Source organism: Williamsia sp. (assembly GCF_036566845.1).
GTDB lineage: Bacteria > Actinomycetota > Actinomycetes > Mycobacteriales > Mycobacteriaceae > Williamsia.
Genome location: NZ_DATCVM010000274.1, coordinates 1 through 20196 on the forward strand (window position 1 = coordinate 1; position 20196 = coordinate 20196).

A 20196-nucleotide genomic window follows, 5' to 3' on the forward strand; every position below is an offset into this window, starting at 1 on the left:
AGCGTGCCGGTGAACTCGACCACACTGCTCCTGCACTTCACCCGCAACATGTTCTTCGCGCTGACCGGCTTCGTGCTGATGTACCAGAACTTCGACCGGGCCGATTTCCGGACGGTCCATTTCTGGCGCCGCCGGATCAAGCTGGTGATCATCCCGTATCTGATCTGGTCGTTCATCTATTGGGTGGTCGAGGACATGTGGGACCACGGACGTCTCAGCGACGTGCCCGGGAGCCTGGACGAGTTCTGGGATCTGCTGAAGTGGGGCCTGTCGGGCTTCCACATGTACTTCCTGTTCGTGATGCTTCAGGTGTATCTGCTGTTCCCGCTGGTCCTGTGGCTGGTCCGGGCCACCCGGAACCACCACGTGGCGTTGCTCGCGGGCAGCTTTGCGTTCCAGGTCGCGATCACGTCGATCATCACCTATTGGACGCCACCGGAGAGCTGGTGGGGCGTCTGGTGGCACTACTACGCGACCTTCGTCCCCTATCAGTTCTTCATCGTGCTGGGCTCGGTTGCCGCCGTCCATCGCGAGAAGGTCCGGCTCTGGTTGCGGGGCAAGGGGTGGTGGCTGTTCGCGGCGCTGATGCTCACCGCGGTGTTTGCACTGGCGACGTTCTGGCGCCGGGTGTGGGGGCTCGATCAGATCCCCATCTACGCCAGCGCCGCATTCCAGCCGACGCTGCTGATCTTCCTGGTGACCGCCATCGTCTGCCTCTACGCCGTGGGCCAGCACTGGGCCGACACGTACCGGCAGCAGACGCCGCGCTTCGATCGCGTGGTCAAGTACGCGTCCAACCGGTCGTTCAGTGTGTTCCTGTGCCATGCGATCTTCATCTTCCTCATCCTGCATCCGCAGAAGAACGGTGAGCCGTGGATCAACACGCTGGGCTCACCGTGGGCTCCGATCCTGATGTACATCGGCGTGATCACCGGTTCACTGCTGCTGGTCGAGATCCTGCGGCGGCTCCCCGGCTCGGCATATCTCACGGGACGTCCGCGCCTTCCCCTGCCGAAGCTGCAGCAGACAGAGAAGCGCAAGCAGTCCGTCTAGTTCGTCACGGCGGTCAGCAGGGCACGAGGCCCGGCCAGGTACGTCTCGCGGATGTGATTTCGCACCACCGTCCAGGTCGCGCAGGCGCAGTCCGCGTAGACCCCGCGAGCGTCGACGCCGGCATCACGGCACAACGCGATCGCGCGACCCAGGTGAAAGTCCTGTGTGACGATCAGTACGTCGTCGAAGCCGAAAACCTCGCGGGTCCGCAGGCAACTGGCGGCGGTGTCGTAGCCTTCCGGGTCGTCGATGATCGCAGTTGCCGGCACTCCCCGCTCCTCGAGGTATGCCCTCATCACGGCCGGCTCGTTCCCGGCCACGGGTTGTCCATTGCCGGAGTTCAGGATTCGCTCGACACGCCGCGTTTGATACAGCTCAAGCGCGGTGTCGAGGCGGCCCCGGACATATGAGCCGGGTCCGTTCTCGTCGACCCGCGACCCCAGCACCAACACCACCGAGGCCGATGGGGCATCCTGAACAGGGAACTCGCGGTCGAACTCCGATACATAAATCCAGGTCGCGGCCAGCGCGACCACACCTTGGACACTGACCACCACCGCGCCGACCAAAGCAACAAGCCTGACGCGGTTTATGGCGGACATCACAATGGACCTTACCGATTAGTAACTTAGGTCAACCTGCGCAATAGTGCTGCACAGACAAGCCTTAACGTACCTAGTGGAGAACACTGTGTGCGCTCTGCGCTCTGTACTGCCATCCGGTGTGAACACTCAGGCACTGCGCGAAATAGCCGTAGCAATGGCCGTGAAGTTCCCTGACAGAAAGGCCGTGACGCCGTGAGTACCGCGACGATAATCATCGGCACGATTACAACGATCATCAGCCTCGTCTGCTGGGCGATCTTCTTCGGGGGCGTCACCAAAATGGTGCGCGTGATCTCGATCGGCCAGCGAGACATCTCCCGTATCTTCCCAGTGCTGCCACGAATGACGCAGATGGTGAAGGAGTTCGCACTTCACACCAAGATGGTGAAGTTCCGGACGGTCGGGTGGGCGCACTGGCTGGTCATGGTCGGCTTCCTCCTGGGTTTCCTCTTCGTGTTCGAGGCCTACGGACAAGCATTCGACCCTGACTTTCATTGGCCGGTCATCGGCTCCTGGCCCGTCTACTCCTTCGCCGAAGAAGTGCTCGGCCTCGGAACGGTCATCGGCGGCGTCACCCTGCTGATCATCCGACAGCTCAACCACCCACGTGTTCCCGAACGTCTCTCCCGGTTCTCGGGGTCACGGATGGGAGCGGCTTACTTCGTCGAAGCCGTCGTCATCATCGAGGGTCTGGGCATGCTCGGGGTCAAGGTTGCAAAGATCGCGTCCGGACTCGATCACCAGCCGGTGTGGACCTCGTTCGCCACGCACTACATCGCGATGCCGTTCGAAGGCATCCCCGAATGGACGGTCTCGGCGGTGGCCGTGGTCAAGCTGCTCTCGGCCATGATCTGGCTCGCCGTCGTCGGCCGCAACATCACCTGGGGTGTGGCCTGGCACCGGTTCGCCGCGTTCTTCAACATCTACTTCAAACGCGAGGACGACGGCGGCGTCGCCCTCGGTGCGGCCAAGCCGATGATGTCGGGCGGCAAGGTCCTCGACATGGAGACCGCCGACCCGGACGTCGACGCATTCGGTGCGGGCAAGATCGAAGACTTCTCCTGGAAGGGCTGGCTCGACTTCACCACGTGTACCGAGTGTGGTCGCTGCCAGAGCCAGTGCCCGGCGTGGAACACCGGAAAGCCGCTCTCGCCCAAGCTGCTCATCATGTCGCTGCGTGACCACGGATACGCCAAGGCCCCGTATCTGCTCGCCGGCGGAAAGAAAGACCTCGGCGGCGACGAGGTGGGCCTGGTCGACGCCGACGGCAACATCCAGCAGGACAAGCTCGACGCGATCCCCGAAGCCGCCCGCCTCGAGGCCGAGCGCAAGCTCGTCGGCGAGAGCGAAGGCACGACCGGCGCCGTCATCGACACCGAGACCCTGTGGAGTTGCACCTCGTGTGGCGCCTGCGTGGAGCAGTGCCCCGTCGACATCGAGCACGTCGACCACATCATCGACATGCGTCGCTACCAGGTCCTGATCGAATCGGATTTCCCGTCCGAGCTCGCCGGACTGTTCAAGAACCTCGAGAACAAGGGCAACCCCTGGGGCCAGAACTCCAAGGACCGCACCAAGTGGATCGACGAGATGGACATCGAGATCCCGGTCTTCGGCCAGGACGTCGAGAGCTTCGAAGGCTTCGAGTACCTCTTCTGGGTCGGCTGCGCCGGTGCCTATGAGGACCGCGCCAAGAAGACGACCAAGGCCGTTGCCGAACTCCTCGACATCGCCGCCGTCGACTTCCTGGTCCTCGGCGAAGGCGAGACCTGCACCGGTGACTCCGCCCGACGCGCGGGCAACGAGTTCCTGTTCCAGATGCTGGCTCAGCAGAACATCGAGATGCTCGGCGAACTCTTCGCCACTGCTCCGCAGCAGAAGAAGAAGATCGTCGTCACCTGTGCGCACTGTTTCAACGCGCTGGGCAACGAGTACCCGCAGGTCGGCGGCAAGTACGAGGTGGTGCACCACACGCAGTTGCTGAATCGGCTGGTTCGCGACAAGCGCCTGATCCCGGTGGCCGAGGTCAACGAGGACATCACCTACCACGACCCGTGCTTCCTCGGTCGCCACAACAAGGTCTACGACGCTCCCCGTGAGCTGATGGCCGCCTCGGGCGCGAAGCTCGCCGAGATGCCGCGACACGGCGAGCGCTCGATGTGCTGTGGCGCCGGTGGCGCTCGCATGTGGATGGAAGAGAGCATCGGCAAGCGCATCAACATCGATCGGGTCGACGAAGCACTGAGCACCAACCCCAAAAAGGTTGCCACCGGTTGCCCGTTCTGCAAGGTGATGTTGACCGACGGTGTCACCGCGCAGACCGCAGGCACCGAGAACGAGGGCAAGGTAGAGGTTGTCGACGTCGCCCAGCTGATCCTGGAGTCCGTCAAGCGCGGCGCTCCCGAGATCAAGCGCGGTGGACGCTTCCTCGGTGCCGCCTCGCTGGGTCTGTCGGCTCCGACAATCGAGCCGGGAGAGAAGAAGGCACCGGAACCGGCCAAGGCCGCAGCGCCTGCTGCAGCGGCCACCGCCACCGCGACCACCACCGAGAAGCCCAAGGTCGGCGGCGGTCTGGGTATCGGCGGCGGAGCCAAGAAGCCCGGTGGCGGAGCACCGAAACCGGGTGGCGGAGCACCGAAGCCCGGTGGCGCAGCCAAGAAGCCCGGCGGACTCGGTATCGGCGGCGGGGCCAAGAAACCAGGCGGCGGCGCACCGAAGCCGGGGTCCGCAAAGCCTGCAGCAGCAGCGGCAGCGCCCGCCGAAGCAGCACCGGCAGCCGAGACCGCAGCACCCGCAGCCAAGGGTCTGGCCATCGGCGGCGGCGCCAAGCGTCCGGGAGCACCACGACCCGGCGGCGCGGCCAAGAAGCCGGGCACGGCAAAGCCCGCGGCGGCAGAACCGGCCGAGCAATCGGCACCGGCAGCCGAGGCGGCACCGGAAGAGGCGAAGCCGGCAGCCGCACCAGTGAAGGGTCTGGCCATCGGCGGGGGTGCCAAGCGTCCGGGAGCACCACGACCCGGCGGCGCGGCCAAGAAGCCGGGCACGGCAAAGCCAGCAGCGGCAGCACCGGTCGAAGCGGCACCGGAAGACGTTGCACCGGAAGAGGTTGCCCCCGAAACCGTCACCGAGGCCCCGGCCGAGCCGGAAACCCCGAAAGAGCCGTCGGTTCCGGTGAAGGGTCTGGCCATCGGCGGCAGGGCCAAGCGTCCGGGCGCAAAACGTCCCGGAGCGAAGCCTGCCGCAGCAGCACCGGCCGAGCCTGAGCCTGAAACAGAGGCCGCGCCGACCGAGGCAGCCGAGCCGGAGCAGACCGAGCCCGAGACCCCTCACGCTGAGGCACCTCAGGAAGCGGAGCCGGCGGATACCCCGTCGACAAACGGTGAGGCGCGAACGCTCAGCGAATCCGGTCCGACCAAGGCCAAGGGCTTCGGCATCGCGGCAGGCAAGAAGCGGCCCGGTAGGAGCTGACCGGGGCGCAACAACAACGAATCACACTGATCGCGGTCGTGGCCGCCGGTCTTGGCGATACAACGCCGAGCCGGCGGCCGCGGCCGTTTCTGCGCTCGTGTTGGTACTCGAGATCGGTATGAGTGAAACCCACTTGCGCTTTACTGGCACCATTAGGGGCGTGAGCAGACCCCACGTTTCGCATGTTTACCGCGATCTGAAACCCCTCGAGCAATCGGCGAAGCTACGCAACGTCGCCTATGAGATCCGTGGACCAGTGACGGCCCACGCCGCCCGCCTGGAGGCCGACGGCCATCGGATCCTCAAATTGAACATCGGCAATCCCGCCCAGTTCGGCTTCGAGGCCCCGGACGTGATCATGCGCGACATGATCCATGCTCTCCCCTATTCGCAGGGCTACAGCGAGTCCCTGGGCGTCCTGTCGGCCCGCCGTGCCGTCGTGACCCGGTATGAGCTCCTGCCCGACTTCCCGTACTTCGACGTCGACGACGTGATCCTGGGGAACGGCGTCTCCGAGCTGATCACGATGACCATGCAGGCTCTCCTCGACGACGGCGACGAGGTGCTGATCCCGTCGCCGGACTATCCGCTGTGGACCGCCATGACGGCGCTGTCCGGCGGTAAGGCCGTCCACTACGCGTGCGACGAGAGCAACGGCTGGAACCCCGATATCGAGGACATCGAGGCCAAGATCACCCCGCGCACCAAGGCGCTGTTGGTGATCAACCCGAACAACCCCACCGGCGCGGTGTATTCGCGCGAGGTCCTCACCCAGATCGTCGAGCTGGCGCGCAAGCATTCGCTGCTGATCCTCGCCGACGAGATCTACGACAAGATCCTTTACGACGAGGCCAAGCACATCAACATCGCCTCGCTCGCGCCGGACCTGTTGTGCCTGACCTTCAATGGCCTGTCGAAGGCCTACCGGGTGTGCGGTTACCGGGCCGGATGGGTGGCCATCACCGGCCCCAAGGACCACGCCAAGGGGTTCGTCGACGGCATGAAGATGCTCGCATCGACGCGTCTGTGCGCAAATGTGCCCGGCCAGCACGCCATTCAGGTGGCACTCGGCGGGTACCAGAGCATCGATGCCCTCGTCCTGCCCGGCGGCCGTCTGCTGGAACAGCGAAACGTCACCTGGGAGAAGCTCAATGAGATCCCCGGCGTCAGCTGCGTGAAGCCGATGGGCGCGCTGTACGCGTTCCCGAAGATCGATCCCGAGGTGCACGAGATCCACGACGACGAGAAGTTCGTCACCGATCTGCTCTTGCGCGAGAAGATCCTGGTGGTCCAGGGAACGGGCTTCAACTGGCCCAGCCCCGACCACTTCCGGGTTGTCACCCTCCCCTGGGCCCGCGACCTCTCCGACGCCATCGACCGCCTCGGCAACTTCCTGGCCAGCTACAAGCAGTAGCTGATCCAATCCTGGCCGCATTCGAATCTGCAGTTGTGAAGAACTGTTCTCGGCTGATGCCTTCACACCTGCAGATTCGACGCAGCTTCGATGGCCTGTCGTACTCTGGCGACCACAATGTGCGGGCGCTGCGCGAGTAACTCCGCACTGACTCGCACCACCCGCCAGCCCATGGCCTCCAGCTCCGCAAGCCTGTCGATGTCCCGTGATCGCTGTCGAGGTGTCGCCCAATGATGTTCGCCGTCATATTCGACCGCGACCTTCCACCTGCGCCACCCCAGGTCGAGACGGATGTGTGCGTGGCCGTAAGTGTCAACGATCTTGATCTGCGTCTCGGGCACCGGTAGCCCCGATCTGATGAGCAGCAACCTCGTTCGGGTCTCCGGAGGCGACTCGGCACCGCCATCGACCAGTGACAACACCTCTCGCAATTGTCCCAGTCCGCGAACACCGCGGTGCGCGTGCACCAATCTCTCCACGTCGGCAGACTTGACACCTGAGGCATTCATCAATGCGTCCACGGCCTCGACCGCCCGATCGAAGTCCAGCCACCGGCCCAGATCGAATGCCGTTCTCGCCGGCGTCGTCACCCGCAGCCCACGCACGTGACAAACCTCGTCACCGAGCAGCCGTTCCGCACGAACAACGATTCCCGAGACAGCGCGCTGTCCGTGGCGATTGAGCTCGACAGGGATGTCCTCGTCCACCCACTTGCTGCCATGTAGGGCCGACGCCGCCAGCCCAGCCACGGTCGCCGGATCCCTGGACCAGATCAACGCAGCTTCGATCCGCAGACGCAAGCTGAGTTGGGTACCCCGCCGCACGTAGACGCCGCGGTATACGGGAACGAAGTTCTTGCGCAGCTCGTGGGTGGTCAGAACGCCACGCCGGACCGCCACCCGACCCAGGAATGGTGCATCCAGCGTTCTCATCACAATGTGACGCGAGGTCGGCCCCGTCGGCTCCCCCACAGTTCGAATCTGCAGTTGTGAAGGCATCGGTCGATAAGGACTCTTCAAACTTCAGCTTCGATATGTGCCGGCCCCCACGGCCGGTTGTTTTATATGTGACTGATGGTAACGTGTAATACATCGAGCGAGCTCAAAGGGGAGTTGATGACCGCTATTGATGAGAGGGTCGACTGGCGACGACGAACGATCGTTCGCGCCGGGACCAAGCTGGCCGTGTACGAGATCGGTCACCGGACAGCGGATCGGCCGACCGTGGTGCTGGTGCACGGATGGCCCGACACCCACCACCTGTGGACTCCGGTGGCCACCGAGTTGGCGTTGCGTTACCACGTAGTCGCCTATGACACGCGCGGTTACGGCGAGACCGACCGACCGGATGGGGATGCCGCCTATCGCCTGCCAGAACTGGCAGCCGACCTGTACGCGGTGATCGATACCGTCAGTCCGGACCTACCGGTTCACGTGGTCGCCCACGACTGGGGTTCGGTGCAGACCTGGGAGGCCGTCAGCGAGGTGGGCGCCGAGCGCCGGATCGCGTCCTTCATGTCGGTGTCGGGACCGAACATGGACCATCTGAGTGTGTGGACCCGGGAGAGGTTGCGACGCCCGACGCCGAAGTCGTTGGCGCAAGCACTTTCTCAGGGCCTATCGTCCGCGTACACCGTCGTCTTCCAGCTTCCGGTGATCCCGAAGATCCTGCTGAGCACCGCGGTGAGCCCGCGGGGCTGGCAGAAATTCCTTACCAAGTTCGAGGGCACCGACCCCGCCAATCTGGCTCTGGCACCGACTTTTCGGGCCGATACGATCTCCGGTTTGCGGTACTACCGGGCCAACATTCGGGAACGACTGCGCAAGCCCAACCCACGCAGCACAAAGGTACCGGTCTTCGAGATCGTCAACACCCGAGATCTGGCGCTGCGCAAGGCGATCTACGTCAACAGCCATCGCTACGTGGATCGGCTGTGGCGCAACGACACACCCACCGGGCACTGGTTGCCGTACACGAACCCCGATTACCTGGCCGACATGGCGATCCAATTCATCGAGACGATCCGGGGAACCGGATCATCACCCGTCATCGATCGGGCGCGCCAGGACGGCCGCCACCGCCTGCTGTCCGGCAAGCTCGCCGTTGTCACCGGCGCCGGCAGCGGAATCGGTTGTCGTGCAGCCTCTCTCCTGGCCGATAGCGGCGCCGAGGTGATTGTCACCGACGTTGACCTGGTATCCGCCGAGCGGACCGCTGCAGCCATCGTGGCCACCGGGGCAACGGCGCACGCCTACCAACTCGACGTCACCGACAGCGGTGCGTTCGCGGCGTTCGCCGACGACGTCACCCGGCGGCACGGCGTCGCCGACCTGGTGGTCAACAATCCCGACGTTGGGCAGCCGACCGACAACAGTCTGCTCGCGATCATCGCCGGAAGCCGTCTGTTCGGGCAGCGGATGGTCGAGCGCGGCGTCGGCGGACACATCGTGAACATCTCGTCGACCGGCAAAGCCGGAGTTCTGATGTTCACCGAGACGCTCCGCTCCGAACTCGCCGAACACCACATCGGCGTCTCGGCGATCTGCTCCGACGTCCCCGACGCGAGCAGTGTCACAGATCAGATCCAAGAACAGCTGCAGGACGTGATGGACGACCTGCAACGGCGCAGCGGCTACACCCCGAAATGGCTCGAAAAATGGTCGGGGCGAGGCCGTTTCGGGAGGGTATGATGTACAGCTTCGATCCGGGCCCAGTCGAACTCCACGCGCGCAACGTGGAGTTCGACTGGAAGGACACACCGCTGCACTGGATTCCGGACAATCCGGTCCCGTCCAACGTGGTGAGCATGCTGAACCTGTTGTTGCCCGAGGGCGAGCGATGGTTCGTCCAGACGTACAACGAGGCGCTGCCGCTGGTGAAGGACGAGGAACTCGTCGTGGCCATGCGAGGATTCATCGGCCAGGAGGCGATGCACGCCGAAACCCACGACCAGGTGCTGTGGGAGTTCCTGGAATCACGCGGACTCGACCCCACCCCGTTCCAGAAGCAGATGGAGTGGGTGTTCCGCAAAGTCCTCGGGCCGTCGCAGGATCCGAATGCCGATGTGCGGCACAAACATCTGGTCGAGCGCCTCTGGCTGATCGCCGCCATCGAGCACTACACCGCCATCCTGGGCGACTTCGCACTCAATAACACCTGGACCGAGTTCAACGCCGACCCGGTCATGGCAGACCTGTTTCGGTGGCATGGTGCCGAGGAGGTCGAGCACCGCGAGGTCGCGCACGACGTGGCCACCTACTTCGGTGACAGTTACCTCAAACGCGGACGTGCGATGCTCGCGGTCCTACCGGCTCTGCTGTTCATGATCAACCGGGGCACCAGATTCCTTGCCCTCAATGACCCGAACGGCAAGATCGGCTACACGCGGTTGCTGCTCGGATATTTCCGCGGAGCCCACCGGGGACTGCTGCCCACGGTGCGGTCGATCATCTTCGCCACCTTCACCTATTTCAAACCCTCGTTCCGGCCGTCGCAGGTCGGATCCACCTCGCAGGCGCTCGCCTACCTCGCGTCATCGCCGGCAGCAAGGGCCGCGCACAAGTGAATCAACGCCACCTCGAGCACGCCACCCACATGACCTCCGCACCTCCACATCTGCGGGGGCGGTATCGGCGCGACCCCGCGATGCGGATCGCGAGCGCCATCGGCAAGGTCTGGTTTCCGTTGTGGGGCACGTTCACCCAGGTGAGGATTCCTGATCCCGCCGATCCGATCACCACTCTGCGGGTGGTCGGGCGAGAGGTGGTGGCACACGACAACAATGTCGTCGCGCTGACCATGGCCGCTCCCGATGGTGGTGAGCTCACGCCCTGGTACGCCGGGGCACATCTGGACCTGTTGCTCCCGTCGGGGCGGATGCGGGAGTACTCCCTCTGTGGCGACCCGGCCGATCGCCACCGCTACCGCATCGCGGTCCGCCGGATCCCTGACGGTGGCGGTGGGTCGATCGAGGTGCACGACACCCTCGCCGTCGGCAGTATTGTCCGGATCAAAGGTCCGCGCAACGCATTTCCCCTGGCCGCTCCCGGCCACGGATCTCCGGCGAAGAAGCTGCGGTTCATCGCCGGCGGTATCGGCATCACCCCGATCCTGCCGATGCTCAGTGCCGCCCACCGCCTCGGACTGGACTGGTCGATGGTCTACACCGGCCGCGACACCGGAACCCTGCCGTTTCTCGAGGAACTCACCGACTACGACGACAAGGTGACCATCCGCACGGACGACCGCCACGGGTTGCCCAGCGCCGCAGACCTGCTCGGTCCGATGGATGCCGGGACCGCGGTGTACTGCTGTGGTCCACCGCCGATGCTGGATGCGATCCGCACCGAGCTGCTCGGCCGCGACGACGTCGAACTCCACTTCGAGCGATTCAGTCCACCACCGGTGGAGAACGGACGGCCGTTCACCGTCACCCTCGCGTCGACCGGGCAACAGATCCCGGTCAGCGCGACGGAATCCGCACTCGCAGCAATACGACGCGAGCTACCGTCGGTCCCCTACTCCTGCCAACAGGGATTCTGCGGGACGTGCAAGGTCAGGGTCCAGGACGGCACCGTGGATCACCGCGACAACATCCTCACCGCACCCGAGCGCGATGCCGGCGTGATGCTCACCTGCGTATCCCGCGCCGCAGGCGATCACCTTCGCCTCGACCTCTAGACTTCCCACCACCTCAGCCCAGGAGACATCCCATGGCAACACCCGACATCTCGCAACCCGACCACACCGTCGCCATTGTCGGCGCCGGGTTCGGCGGCCTCGCCGCCGGAATCAAGTTGCAGGAACGCGGTATCGACGACTACGTCATCTTCGACCGCAACGACGATGTCGGTGGCACCTGGCTCGCCAACCAGTATCCCGGTGTCGAGGTCGACATCCCCTCGGTCACGTACTCGTACAAGTTCGCGCTCAATCCCGAGTGGTCGCAGGTGTTCGCCCCCGGGGCCGAACTCCTGCAATACGCCCGCGACATCGCCGAGCGATACGGCATCCGCGAGCACATTCGTTTCGGAACCCCGGTCACCGCAGCCGATTTCGATGACTCCACCGATATGTGGACCATCACCACCGCGGCCGGCGACACGGTGACCGCACGATTCCTCATCTCCTGCCACGGCGCGCTGTCGACGCCGGCCACCCCCGACCTGCCCGGGCTGAACAGCTTCTCGGGCAAGGTGCTGCGGTCGGCATCGTGGGATCACGACTACGACCTGACCGGCAAGAAGGTCGCGGTCATCGGCACCGGCGCCACCGGCATCCAGATCATCCCGACCATCGCCCCTGCGGTCGAGCACCTGACCGTGCTGCAGCGCACGGCGATCTGGGTACTGCCCAAGCCCAACGCGCCCATCCCCGGCTTCCTGCGCAACATCTATCGCTTGATCCCCAGACTTCAACTGCTGCCCCGGTTTCTGATCGACTCGACGTTCGAGATCGCGGAGACGGTCGGGGTGGTCTACAACAAGCAACTGCCGGCCATCACCCGCGGGATGGAGAAGCTGTGTCAGCGACACCTGCGTAGTCAGATCAAGGACAAGCGCATCCGCGAGCAGCTCACACCGCACTACGGCTACGCCTGCAAGCGTCCATCGTTCTCCAACGACTACTTCCCCACCTTCAACCGCGACAACGTCGATCTGGAAACCGCATCCATCTCCCAGATCACCAGCACCGGAATCGAATTCGACGACGGCCGCAACCTCGACATCGACACGTTGATCCTGGCGACCGGGTTCAAGATCTTCGACCTCCCCTACCGGATCAGCGGCGTCGGCGGCCAGGATCTGGGGCAGACGTGGGATTCGGAACGAATGCACGCCTACGAGGGCATCACGGTTCCCGGTTTTCCCAACCTGTTCTTGGCTCCGGGTCCCTACGGCGTCATCGGCTTCTCCTGGTTCGACACCATCGAGTTGTGTGTCACCCACGCCGTGGAGGTGGTCGCCAAGGCCGTCCACTCCGGTTCGCTTCGCGTCAGCGCCACTGACGAGCAGACCACCGAGTTCGTGCAGAAGATGCGCAGAAAGGTGCGCAGCACGGTCTTTGCAAGTCCGCGCTGCGCCGGGTCGAATACGTATTACATCAACGCCCAGGGCGATTCGCCCTACCTTCGGCCGACCAGTCGGATCGAGTCGGCACGTTCACTCCGTAAGGCACTCAAAGAGGGCTACGAGTACTCGGCCTGACGTTCCGGCTCGAGCGTGACATCCTCGGCCGCACCATCTTCCGGCACTGCATCTTCCGACAGGACGGCGTTTCCGAGTGTCTGGCCTCGCAACGTGAACCAGGCGATCGGCGCTGCCAGTCCGGCGGCCGCGATCGCCGCGATCACGGAGATGTGCAGTCCGTCGACAAACGCGTCCTGAATGGTCACGAGAACCTGCTGACCCGAGTCCCCGCCGATGCCTGTTGCCATCTCCACCCCGGCCATGACCGAGTTCTTGGCGGTGTCAACGGCTTCCGGCGGCAGTCCGACGTTGTCGAGGTCGCTTCCGATCTGGGCGGTGTAGACCGAGGTGAGGATGGAGCCGAGGACGGCCACGCCCAGGGTTCCACCGATCTCACGGGTCACGTCGTTGACCGCCGAGCCCGCTCCGGTCTGGTCCGCCGACAACGAGTTGGTGATGATGTTGGTGGCCGGCCCCTGGACCAGCGCGAGTCCCATCGCCATCAGACTCATCGACCAGATGATCAGCCCCCAGTACGAGGCATCCCGGCCCGCGACCAGGACCAACGCGAATCCGGCCGCCATCGTCGCGGAGCCCAGCGCTGCCACTCGACCGGGGCCCAGGCGCCGGGCGAAAATCATTGCCAGCGGCGAGAACACAGCCATCACCACCGCGAACGGGAGTGTGTGCAGACCGGCAGAGAGCGGCCCGTACCCCTTGACAGCCTGGAAGTACTGGGTGATCAGGAAGATGAATCCGAACAGGCTGAAGAACGCCACTGCGATCAAACCTGAAGCCACCGAGAAGTGCCTGTTGGCGAAGAGCCGGACATTGAGTATCGGATGCGATGATCGCAACTCACGCAGCACAAAGAGCGTGAGAATGATTGCCGCACCGATGAATCCGAGAATACTCTCCGTGGATGTCCAACCGTGGTTGGGTCCTTCGATCACGGTGTACACCAGGAGCGCAACGCCGGTGATCGAGGTGATCGCGCCGATGGCGTCGAACGGTCCCGGTTGCGCCTTGCCGCCACTCGGCACGGCCAGCGCAACACCAACCAACACGGCCGCGGCGATCGGCAGATTGACCCAGAACACCGAGGACCACGAGTAGTGCTCGAGCAGCCAGCCGCCCAGGACCGGGCCGATGGCCACGGCGATACCCGATGTGCCGGCCCAGATCCCGACGGCGATCGCGCGTTCCTTGAGGTCCGGGAACAAGCCGATCAGCAGTGACAGTGTCGCCGGAAAGACCATCGCGGCAAACACTCCGAGCCCAGCCCGGGTCGCGATGAGTTGGCCGAGCGTCTGCGATGAGGCTGCGACAACCGAGACCACGGCGAACCCGAGGACACCGATCACCAACAGTCTGCGGCGGCCGAAGCGGTCCGCGAAGTGCCCGGCGGTCAAGAGCAGTCCGGCGAAGGTCAGCGTGTAGGCGTCGACCACCCACTGCAGGCCCGAGTTGTCGGCGGATAGGTCTCGACTGATGGTCGGCAGCGCCACGTTGACGATCGTGTTGTCGATCATCACCAGTAGTACCGCGCCGCAAAGGGCGACCAGTGCCCACCAGCGTTTGTTCGTTGCCGGCGATGACACCGGCGTCTGCAGGGTTCGGTCACTCATCGCAGGCTCCTCGAATAGATTGTTGCTCTACAGTTGAAGTACGTTGTTCTACTCAAGTAGAAGGCCGTGCCACAATGGTGTCAAGTGAAATCCAGAAGGTTTATGAAAGGATCGAGGTCGTGGCAGCCAGATCGCCGGGAACGGCTACGCGCACCCCAGCAGGCGACGTGCGCGGACTGTTGCTCGCCGCCGCATTGCGTGTGCTCGACGAACACGGCGAAAAAGGCTTGACGGTCCGCGCGGTCGCCACGGAAGCGGGGGTGGCACCGATGGGCGTCTACAACCACTTCGCCGGCAAATCCGGGTTGATGACCGCGGTGGTCACCGAAGGATTTGTGCAACTGCGCGCGATGATCGGCAGTGTGGTCGACTCCGACACCACCGCCCGACTGCGGGGCGCCGGAGTGGCCTACCGCACCTTCGCATTGCGATCACCCACGCTGTACCGCCTGATGTTCTCCGGTCAGTGCAAACCCGAGGGCGACCTCGGCGAGACGGCCCTCTACGCCCTCACCGAGATCATTCGGCACGGGCAGGCTGCGGGAACCATCAGGGACGGCGACCCGATGGTGCTGACACTGCAGATCTGGGCCTGCGTACACGGCGCGGTCAGCCTCGAGATCGATTCGCGCGAGTTCGACGGGGGTGGACCACCCGGCACCAACTCCCACTGGCCCCATGTCTATGAGCAGACCCTCGACCTGATCGGCCGCGGCGTCGCGCCGTAACTGCAGTCCTCAGGGCAGAACGATCGGGGGCTGCCCCGGAATCGGATTCGGGATCGTGTTCGGAAGAGGGTTCGGGATCGGGTTCTGGCGTGGCCGCTGGGTGGTCCGTCGTGTCGTCGGCGGCGGGGGTGGCGGCGTTGTGTAGCTGACGATCGGAGCGAGTGCGGCCCTGGTGTTGATCGGCGGGTTCGTCGGCGTCACCGGGAGTGCCGACGTGGAGGTCGCGGCTGTCGATCCGCTCGATGTCGGCGCCGTCAGATACCGCTGCGACTCCAGACCCGCAGCGTCTTCACGCCACGGCCCGACAGCCGCAGTGATCCCACCCGCCACGATCACCGCTGCGATCGCGGCCGCGGCGGCCATCACGAATCGGTTCTGCTTTCGTCGACGGTCGGCCGCCCGGACATCGGGCACCGGCGGCGGCTCGATGATCGGTCCGGGAAACGGCTCCGGCAACGGGTCCGGAAGCAGATCCGAGACCGTTGTTTTCGGCGACTCTGTTGCCGGCTCTGCTTTCTCCGACTCTGCTTTCCCCGACTCTGCTTTCCCCAACACAGTCGCCGACCTTGTCTTCGCAGCCGACTGCACCGGCATCGGAGTCGGTTCGGTTCGTGTTTCCGGGACGTAGGCCGGGACCGGGAACGGGAAGCCGCGGCGTTCGGAACTGTCGGACCCGCGCGAGTGTTTTCCCTGTCGGACCGGTGTCAGCGATGCGCGTATCGACAGCACGGGCAGCTGACCGGCGAATGCCTTCGACATCTCGTCGGTCAGGCCCGGCCATTCGACGTGGTGGGACATCACGACCACAGCGCAGATGGGGCTGGGAGAGGCCAGGGCCACCGACCGGGCCACGCTGATCGCCCGGACCGTGGACGGGTTGAGTGCGGCTTCCACATCGGCCCTGGTGACCCGCAGCAGGCCGACGTCCTGCTTGCCCATCACGAATGTTGCCTCGGTTGTGCCGAGCAGAGTCCTGGCCTGGGCCATCATCCCGATCAGCTCGCGGGCCCATTCCGGGGTGGCCGGCATCCTGGCCCTGCCGGTGCGAACGAGGTGGTCGGCCATCGCCCGATCGAACGATGCGGAGTGCAGGGTGTTGTCGTTGAGTTCGATGAGACATTGCCCGGTGGCGGCGTCGACTGCCGCGCCGCGCAGGCCGCCGTCATCTAGGTCTACCAGGGCAAACGCCGGTCCGATGCCGCCGAGTTCGGCGGTCAGCAGCTTCCGGACGTCGGCGAACAATGTCTCCTGGAGCCAGATCGCACGGCTCGGCGCCAGTGCGAGTTCAGGATCGTGGTCCACCACTGCCTCCCGCCGTGTGCCGCCACCTTTGCGAACGTGTTCGCCGCCATTCTGCCCAACGCACCCCGAGCTGTCCTCTTCGGGACCGATTTCCTCCTCTAGAATCAGCCATCAACCACTGTGAACACCGGGCCGATGACAGTGCGGGATCGAAAGCGGATTGATGACCGAGTACCGGATCGACGACCTCGCGCGGGCCGCGGGAACGACCACCCGAAACGTCCGCGGGTACCAGGATCGAGGCCTGCTCCCCCGGCCGACACGACGTGGCCGCATCGCGATCTACACCGACAACCACCTGTCGAGGCTGAAGGTGATCAACGATCTGCTGCACCGCGGGTTCACCATTCGCCACATAGGCGACTTTCTGCACGGTATCGCGCACGGAGCCAACCTGGAGGACGTCCTCGGTATCCGCGAGGTGGTCACCGAACCGTGGTCCACCGCGCGCACCGAGAACATCTCGGCCGACGGGCTCAAGGCATTGCTCAACTCCGGCAACCCATCTCACCATGAGAAGCTGATCGAGTTCGGTCTCATCGAACGACACGGCGACGGTTACACGCTGCTGGACCGGGAGACGGTGCACGCGTTCGGGAGACTCACCAAACTCGGACTCTCGCTGAAGATGATCCTCGACGTCCACGGCCGCGTCGAAGCGGATATGGCTCAGGTCGCCTCGACCCTGATCTCGGCGGGACGCAACGTCATGGCCGAGGGACACGGCGACGGGTGGGTGCCCACCAACAACTCCGAGTCCGAGTGGGCCGTCGAACTGCTGCGCGAAATGCGCAAGGCAGGAACGATTTCCGCGCACAACGCCCTCGACCGTGCGCTGGACCGCGACATGGCCAGCCAACTCGACGACTACCTGGCCCAAGACCCGACGTGATCTCGCTATGGCCGCTGCGCCGCCAGTTCCGGGCGGCGCTGCGCCGGCAGGTCACGCGCGGGCCCGCCGAGGCTCGCGTACGACCATCCGGCCCGCCGCCATGCACTCGCATCCAGGCATCGGCGGCCGTCGATCACGTTCATGCTGCGGACCAGGGGGCGCAGGGCCTCGGGGTTCATGTGTACGAACTCGGTCCACTCTGTCAGCACCAGGACCGCGTCGGCCTGCCGGCAGGCGTCGTGCGCCGAACTCGCGTAGGTGAGCGTCGGAAAGACCTTGCGGGAGTTGTCCATCGCTTTCGGGTCGAAGACGCTGACCGCTGCGCCCTTGAGCTGGAGCTGTCCGGCGACGTTGAGCGCAGGAGAGTCGCGGACGTCATCGCTTTCCGGTTTGAAGGCGGCACCCAGGACGGCAATGTTCTTGCCCAGCAGGGTGTTACCGCAGACCTTGGTGGTCAGCTCGACCATCGCGGTGCGGCGACGCATGTTGATGGAGTCGACCTCCCGCAGGAATGTCAGCGCCTGATCAGCTCCCAGTTCACCGGCCCGTGCCATGAACGCACGGATGTCCTTGGGAAGGCATCCCCCGCCGAAACCCAGCCCGGCATTGAGGAACCTGCGTCCGATGCGGTCGTCGAACCCGATGGCGTCGGCCAGCATCGACACGTCCGCGCCGCTGGCCTCACACACCTCACTGATGGCGTTGATGAATGAGATCTTGGTTGCCAGAAAGGCATTCGCCGAGACCTTGACCATTTCGGCGGTGGCGAGATCGGTGACCAGGAACGGCGTCCCTGTTGCCAGGATCGCACTGTAGAGTTCACGAACCTGCGCTTCGGCGGCACCGGCCACGTCAGCGGTGTCGATTCCCAGGACGATCCGGTCGGGACGCAGGGTGTCGTCGACGGCGTGACCTTCGCGGAGGAACTCCGGATTCCATGCGATGTCGATCTCCGCGCCATCACCCGATGCGATCTGCGCACGACGCTTGAGCTCTTCCGAAGTGCCCACGGGCACGGTCGATTTGCCGATGATCAGGTGTTTGCCGGCCAGCCGCGGCGCCAGCTCGTCGATCACCGAGTGGACGTGACGGAGATCGGCGGCGTACTCACCCTTCTTCTGCGGGGTGCCGACGGCCAGGAAGTGCACGTCGGCGAAGGCTGCGGCCCGGTCGTAGTCGGTGGTGAACTGCAACCGCCCGGCAGCGAGGTTGCGCCGCAACACATCCGGCAGACCGGGTTCGTAGAACGGCAGGTCGCCGTTCTGTAGACCGGCTACCTTTGTCTCATCGACATCGATCCCGAGCACCTCGTGCCCGAGTTCGGCCAGACAGGCAGCGTGCGTGGCGCCGAGGTAGCCGCATCCAAATACCGTGACCTTCATACCCCTGTGGGTACCGAACGGGGTTGGCCATCGGGCAACCACCAGGTGGCGCGTCGGCCACGGTGAGCGAAACCCTCAGGTCGGGGGGTCGGTCAGGCTGGTTCAGTCGCGCTGGTTCTGGGGGAAGTTCAGGTAGGCCTTCGACGGGGTCGGGCCGCGTTGCCCCTGGTACTTCGAGCCTGCCGCGGCGCTGCCGTAGGGCGCTTCCGCCGGGCTCGACAATCTGATCACGCACAGCTGACCGATCTTCATGCCCGGCCACAGCGTGATCGGCAGATTGGCGACGTTCGACAGTTCCAGCGTGATGTGCCCGGTGAAGCCCGGGTCGATGAAGCCGGCAGTCGAGTGCGTCAGCAGGCCCAGCCGACCCAACGATGACTTACCCTCGAGACGCCCCGCGAGGTCGTCCGGGAGAGTGCAGACCTCCAGCGTCGACCCGAGGACGAACTCACCGGGGTGCAGCACAAACGGCTCCCCCTCGGTCCGTTCGACCAGCGTCGTCAGTTCATCCTGACGCTGAGCGGGGTCGATGTGGGTGTAGCGGGTGTTGTTGAAGACCCGGAACAGGCCATCGAGCCGGACGTCGATGCTGGACGGCTGGACCAGCTCCGGATCGTACGGTTCGATGGCCAACCGGCCGTCAGCGATCTGGGCACGGATGTCGCGGTCTGAGAGCAGCACACGACGAGGTTAGCTGCCGCCCGCTCAGCTCCACGTCGTGCCTGCGGGTTCTTGAATCGTGACGTTGATCCGGTTGAAGAAGTTGATGGTCGCGATCGCCAGGACGAGACCTGCCATCGCCTTCTCGTCGAAGAGGTCGGCGGCCTCATCCCAGATTGCATCCGGGACTGCCGTGCCGGGTGAGTCGGCGAGCCGGGTCGCGGCTTCGGTGAGGTTCAGGGCGGCACGTTCGGTGTCGGTGAAAAAGGGTGATTCGCGCCAGACGGCGACGGTGTCGATGCGGTCGTCGGATTCGCCTTCCTTACGCAGCGCCGCGACGTGGCCGTGCACGCAGGCTGCGCAGCCGTTGATCTGGCTGGCCCGAAGCATGACGAGCTCGCGCAGCGTGGCGGGGACGCCGCCTTGCTCGATCGCGCCGAGCAGGTGCGGCACGGCCTTGGTGGCCTGCGGCAGGATGGTGGCCGGGTTGGTCATACGTGCAGACATGGGGTGCTCCTCATGATCGGCCGGCGGTGTGTTGTCACATCGGCGGTGTCGGGCGGTTCATAGCTTTGACACCCCGGAGAAAGGAAATGTGACCGATGGACGGAAACGACTTTTTGCTCACCGAGTTCGAGGCCAATCGCGGACACCTTCGCGCGGTCGCCTACCGGATGTTGGGGTCGCTGCCGGAGGCCGAGGATGCGGTGCAGGAGACGTGGCTCAAGGTCTCGGCCGCCGATACCGATGACATCGCGAACATCGGCGGCTGGTTCACCACGGTCACGTCGCGGGTGTGTTTGAACATGTTGCGGACGCGACGGACTCGGCACGAAGAGTCCCTGGACATCGTCCACATCCCGGATCCGATTGTGG

At 64.7% G+C, this 20196-nt stretch carries 17 protein-coding genes; 10 read left to right on the forward strand and 7 right to left on the reverse strand.

Translation table 11 applies throughout. From position 1 onward, the window contains the following. Positions 1-1053: acyltransferase (locus VIQ49_RS26955; protein WP_331889913.1), on the forward strand; the 1053-nt coding region annotated here is incomplete at its 5' end. On the opposite strand, the gene VIQ49_RS26960 is transcribed toward VIQ49_RS26955, so the two are convergent. Continuing rightward, positions 1050-1655 (reverse strand): YdcF family protein, encoded by a 606-nt coding sequence (locus VIQ49_RS26960; protein WP_331889915.1) that lies wholly within the window; start codon positions 1653-1655, stop codon positions 1050-1052. The two genes, VIQ49_RS26955 and VIQ49_RS26960, sit on opposite strands and share 4 nt — an antisense overlap. Before the next feature lie 195 nt (positions 1656-1850). Between VIQ49_RS26960 and VIQ49_RS26965 the strand changes: the two genes are divergently transcribed. Both VIQ49_RS26965 and VIQ49_RS26970 read left to right on the forward strand, forming a co-directional pair. Then, the gene (locus tag VIQ49_RS26965; RefSeq protein ID WP_331889917.1) at positions 1851-5126 is read left to right on the forward strand and encodes a (Fe-S)-binding protein; all 3276 of its coding nucleotides are present in this window, start codon (positions 1851-1853) and stop codon (positions 5124-5126) included. A gap of 160 nt (positions 5127-5286) precedes the next feature. Continuing rightward, entirely contained in the window at positions 5287-6540 is a 1254-nt protein-coding gene (locus VIQ49_RS26970; protein ID WP_331889919.1) for a pyridoxal phosphate-dependent aminotransferase, read from the forward strand. A 62-nt stretch (positions 6541-6602) separates the two neighbouring features. Here VIQ49_RS26970 and VIQ49_RS26975 read toward each other — a convergent pair whose 3' ends face one another. After that, complete coding sequence (locus tag VIQ49_RS26975) at positions 6603-7472, reverse strand: endonuclease domain-containing protein (protein WP_331889921.1); 870 nt, start codon at positions 7470-7472, stop codon at positions 6603-6605. 183 nt (positions 7473-7655) lie between these two features. Here VIQ49_RS26975 and VIQ49_RS26980 point away from each other — a divergent pair, with 183 nt between their 5' ends. Genes VIQ49_RS26980 through VIQ49_RS26995 form a run of 4 tightly spaced genes read left to right on the forward strand, consistent with a single transcriptional unit; the run spans position 7656 to position 12746 of the window. Further along, a complete protein-coding gene (locus VIQ49_RS26980) occupies positions 7656-9230 on the forward strand; it encodes an SDR family oxidoreductase (protein ID WP_331889923.1) in 1575 nt (524 codons plus the stop codon). Beyond that, positions 9227-10105: a metal-dependent hydrolase gene (locus tag VIQ49_RS26985; RefSeq protein WP_331889925.1), complete on the forward strand. Its 879-nt coding sequence runs from the start codon at positions 9227-9229 to the stop codon at positions 10103-10105. The genes VIQ49_RS26980 and VIQ49_RS26985 overlap by 4 nt, the downstream gene beginning before the upstream one ends. Further along, on the forward strand, positions 10102-11220 hold the full coding sequence (locus VIQ49_RS26990; RefSeq protein ID WP_331889927.1) for a PDR/VanB family oxidoreductase: 1119 nt from the start codon (positions 10102-10104) through the stop codon (positions 11218-11220). Before VIQ49_RS26985 ends, VIQ49_RS26990 begins: the two co-directional genes overlap by 4 nt. Positions 11221-11252: 32 nt before the next feature. Continuing rightward, complete coding sequence (locus VIQ49_RS26995; protein ID WP_331889929.1) at positions 11253-12746, forward strand: NAD(P)/FAD-dependent oxidoreductase; 1494 nt, start codon at positions 11253-11255, stop codon at positions 12744-12746. On the opposite strand, the gene VIQ49_RS27000 is transcribed toward VIQ49_RS26995, so the two are convergent. Continuing rightward, positions 12728-14356, reverse strand: coding sequence for a DHA2 family efflux MFS transporter permease subunit (locus VIQ49_RS27000; RefSeq protein WP_331889931.1), 1629 nt, complete (start codon positions 14354-14356; stop codon positions 12728-12730). The two genes, VIQ49_RS26995 and VIQ49_RS27000, sit on opposite strands and share 19 nt — an antisense overlap. 119 nt (positions 14357-14475) lie before the next feature. Between VIQ49_RS27000 and VIQ49_RS27005 the strand changes: the two genes are divergently transcribed. After that, positions 14476-15084 carry a TetR/AcrR family transcriptional regulator gene (locus VIQ49_RS27005; RefSeq protein ID WP_331889933.1) on the forward strand — a complete coding sequence of 203 codons (609 nt, stop codon included), beginning with the start codon at positions 14476-14478 and terminating at the stop codon, positions 15082-15084. A gap of 9 nt (positions 15085-15093) precedes the next feature. On the opposite strand, the gene VIQ49_RS27010 is transcribed toward VIQ49_RS27005, so the two are convergent. Further along, the gene (locus VIQ49_RS27010) at positions 15094-16386 is read right to left on the reverse strand and encodes a hypothetical protein (protein ID WP_331889935.1); all 1293 of its coding nucleotides are present in this window, start codon (positions 16384-16386) and stop codon (positions 15094-15096) included. 163 nt (positions 16387-16549) lie between these two features. On the opposite strand from VIQ49_RS27010, the gene VIQ49_RS27015 reads away from it, so the two are divergent. Then, positions 16550-17278: a MerR family transcriptional regulator gene (locus VIQ49_RS27015; protein WP_331889937.1), complete on the forward strand. Its 729-nt coding sequence runs from the start codon at positions 16550-16552 to the stop codon at positions 17276-17278. A 5-nt stretch (positions 17279-17283) separates the two neighbouring features. Here VIQ49_RS27015 and VIQ49_RS27020 read toward each other — a convergent pair whose 3' ends face one another. The 3 genes from VIQ49_RS27020 to VIQ49_RS27030 all read right to left on the reverse strand — a co-directional run bounded on the left by VIQ49_RS27020 (position 17284) and on the right by VIQ49_RS27030 (position 19827). Beyond that, the gene (locus tag VIQ49_RS27020) at positions 17284-18660 is read right to left on the reverse strand and encodes a UDP-glucose/GDP-mannose dehydrogenase family protein (RefSeq protein WP_331889939.1); all 1377 of its coding nucleotides are present in this window, start codon (positions 18658-18660) and stop codon (positions 17284-17286) included. 102 nt (positions 18661-18762) lie between these two features. After that, the gene (gene dcd / locus VIQ49_RS27025; RefSeq protein WP_331889941.1) at positions 18763-19341 is read right to left on the reverse strand and encodes a dCTP deaminase; all 579 of its coding nucleotides are present in this window, start codon (positions 19339-19341) and stop codon (positions 18763-18765) included. Between the two features lie 24 nt (positions 19342-19365). Then, positions 19366-19827, reverse strand: a complete 462-nt coding sequence (locus tag VIQ49_RS27030; protein ID WP_331889943.1) for a carboxymuconolactone decarboxylase family protein — start codon at positions 19825-19827, stop codon at positions 19366-19368. 95 nt (positions 19828-19922) lie between these two features. On the opposite strand from VIQ49_RS27030, the gene VIQ49_RS27035 reads away from it, so the two are divergent. Next, positions 19923-20196 (forward strand): sigma factor (locus VIQ49_RS27035; RefSeq protein ID WP_331889945.1); only part of this gene is annotated, 274 nt, incomplete at its 3' end.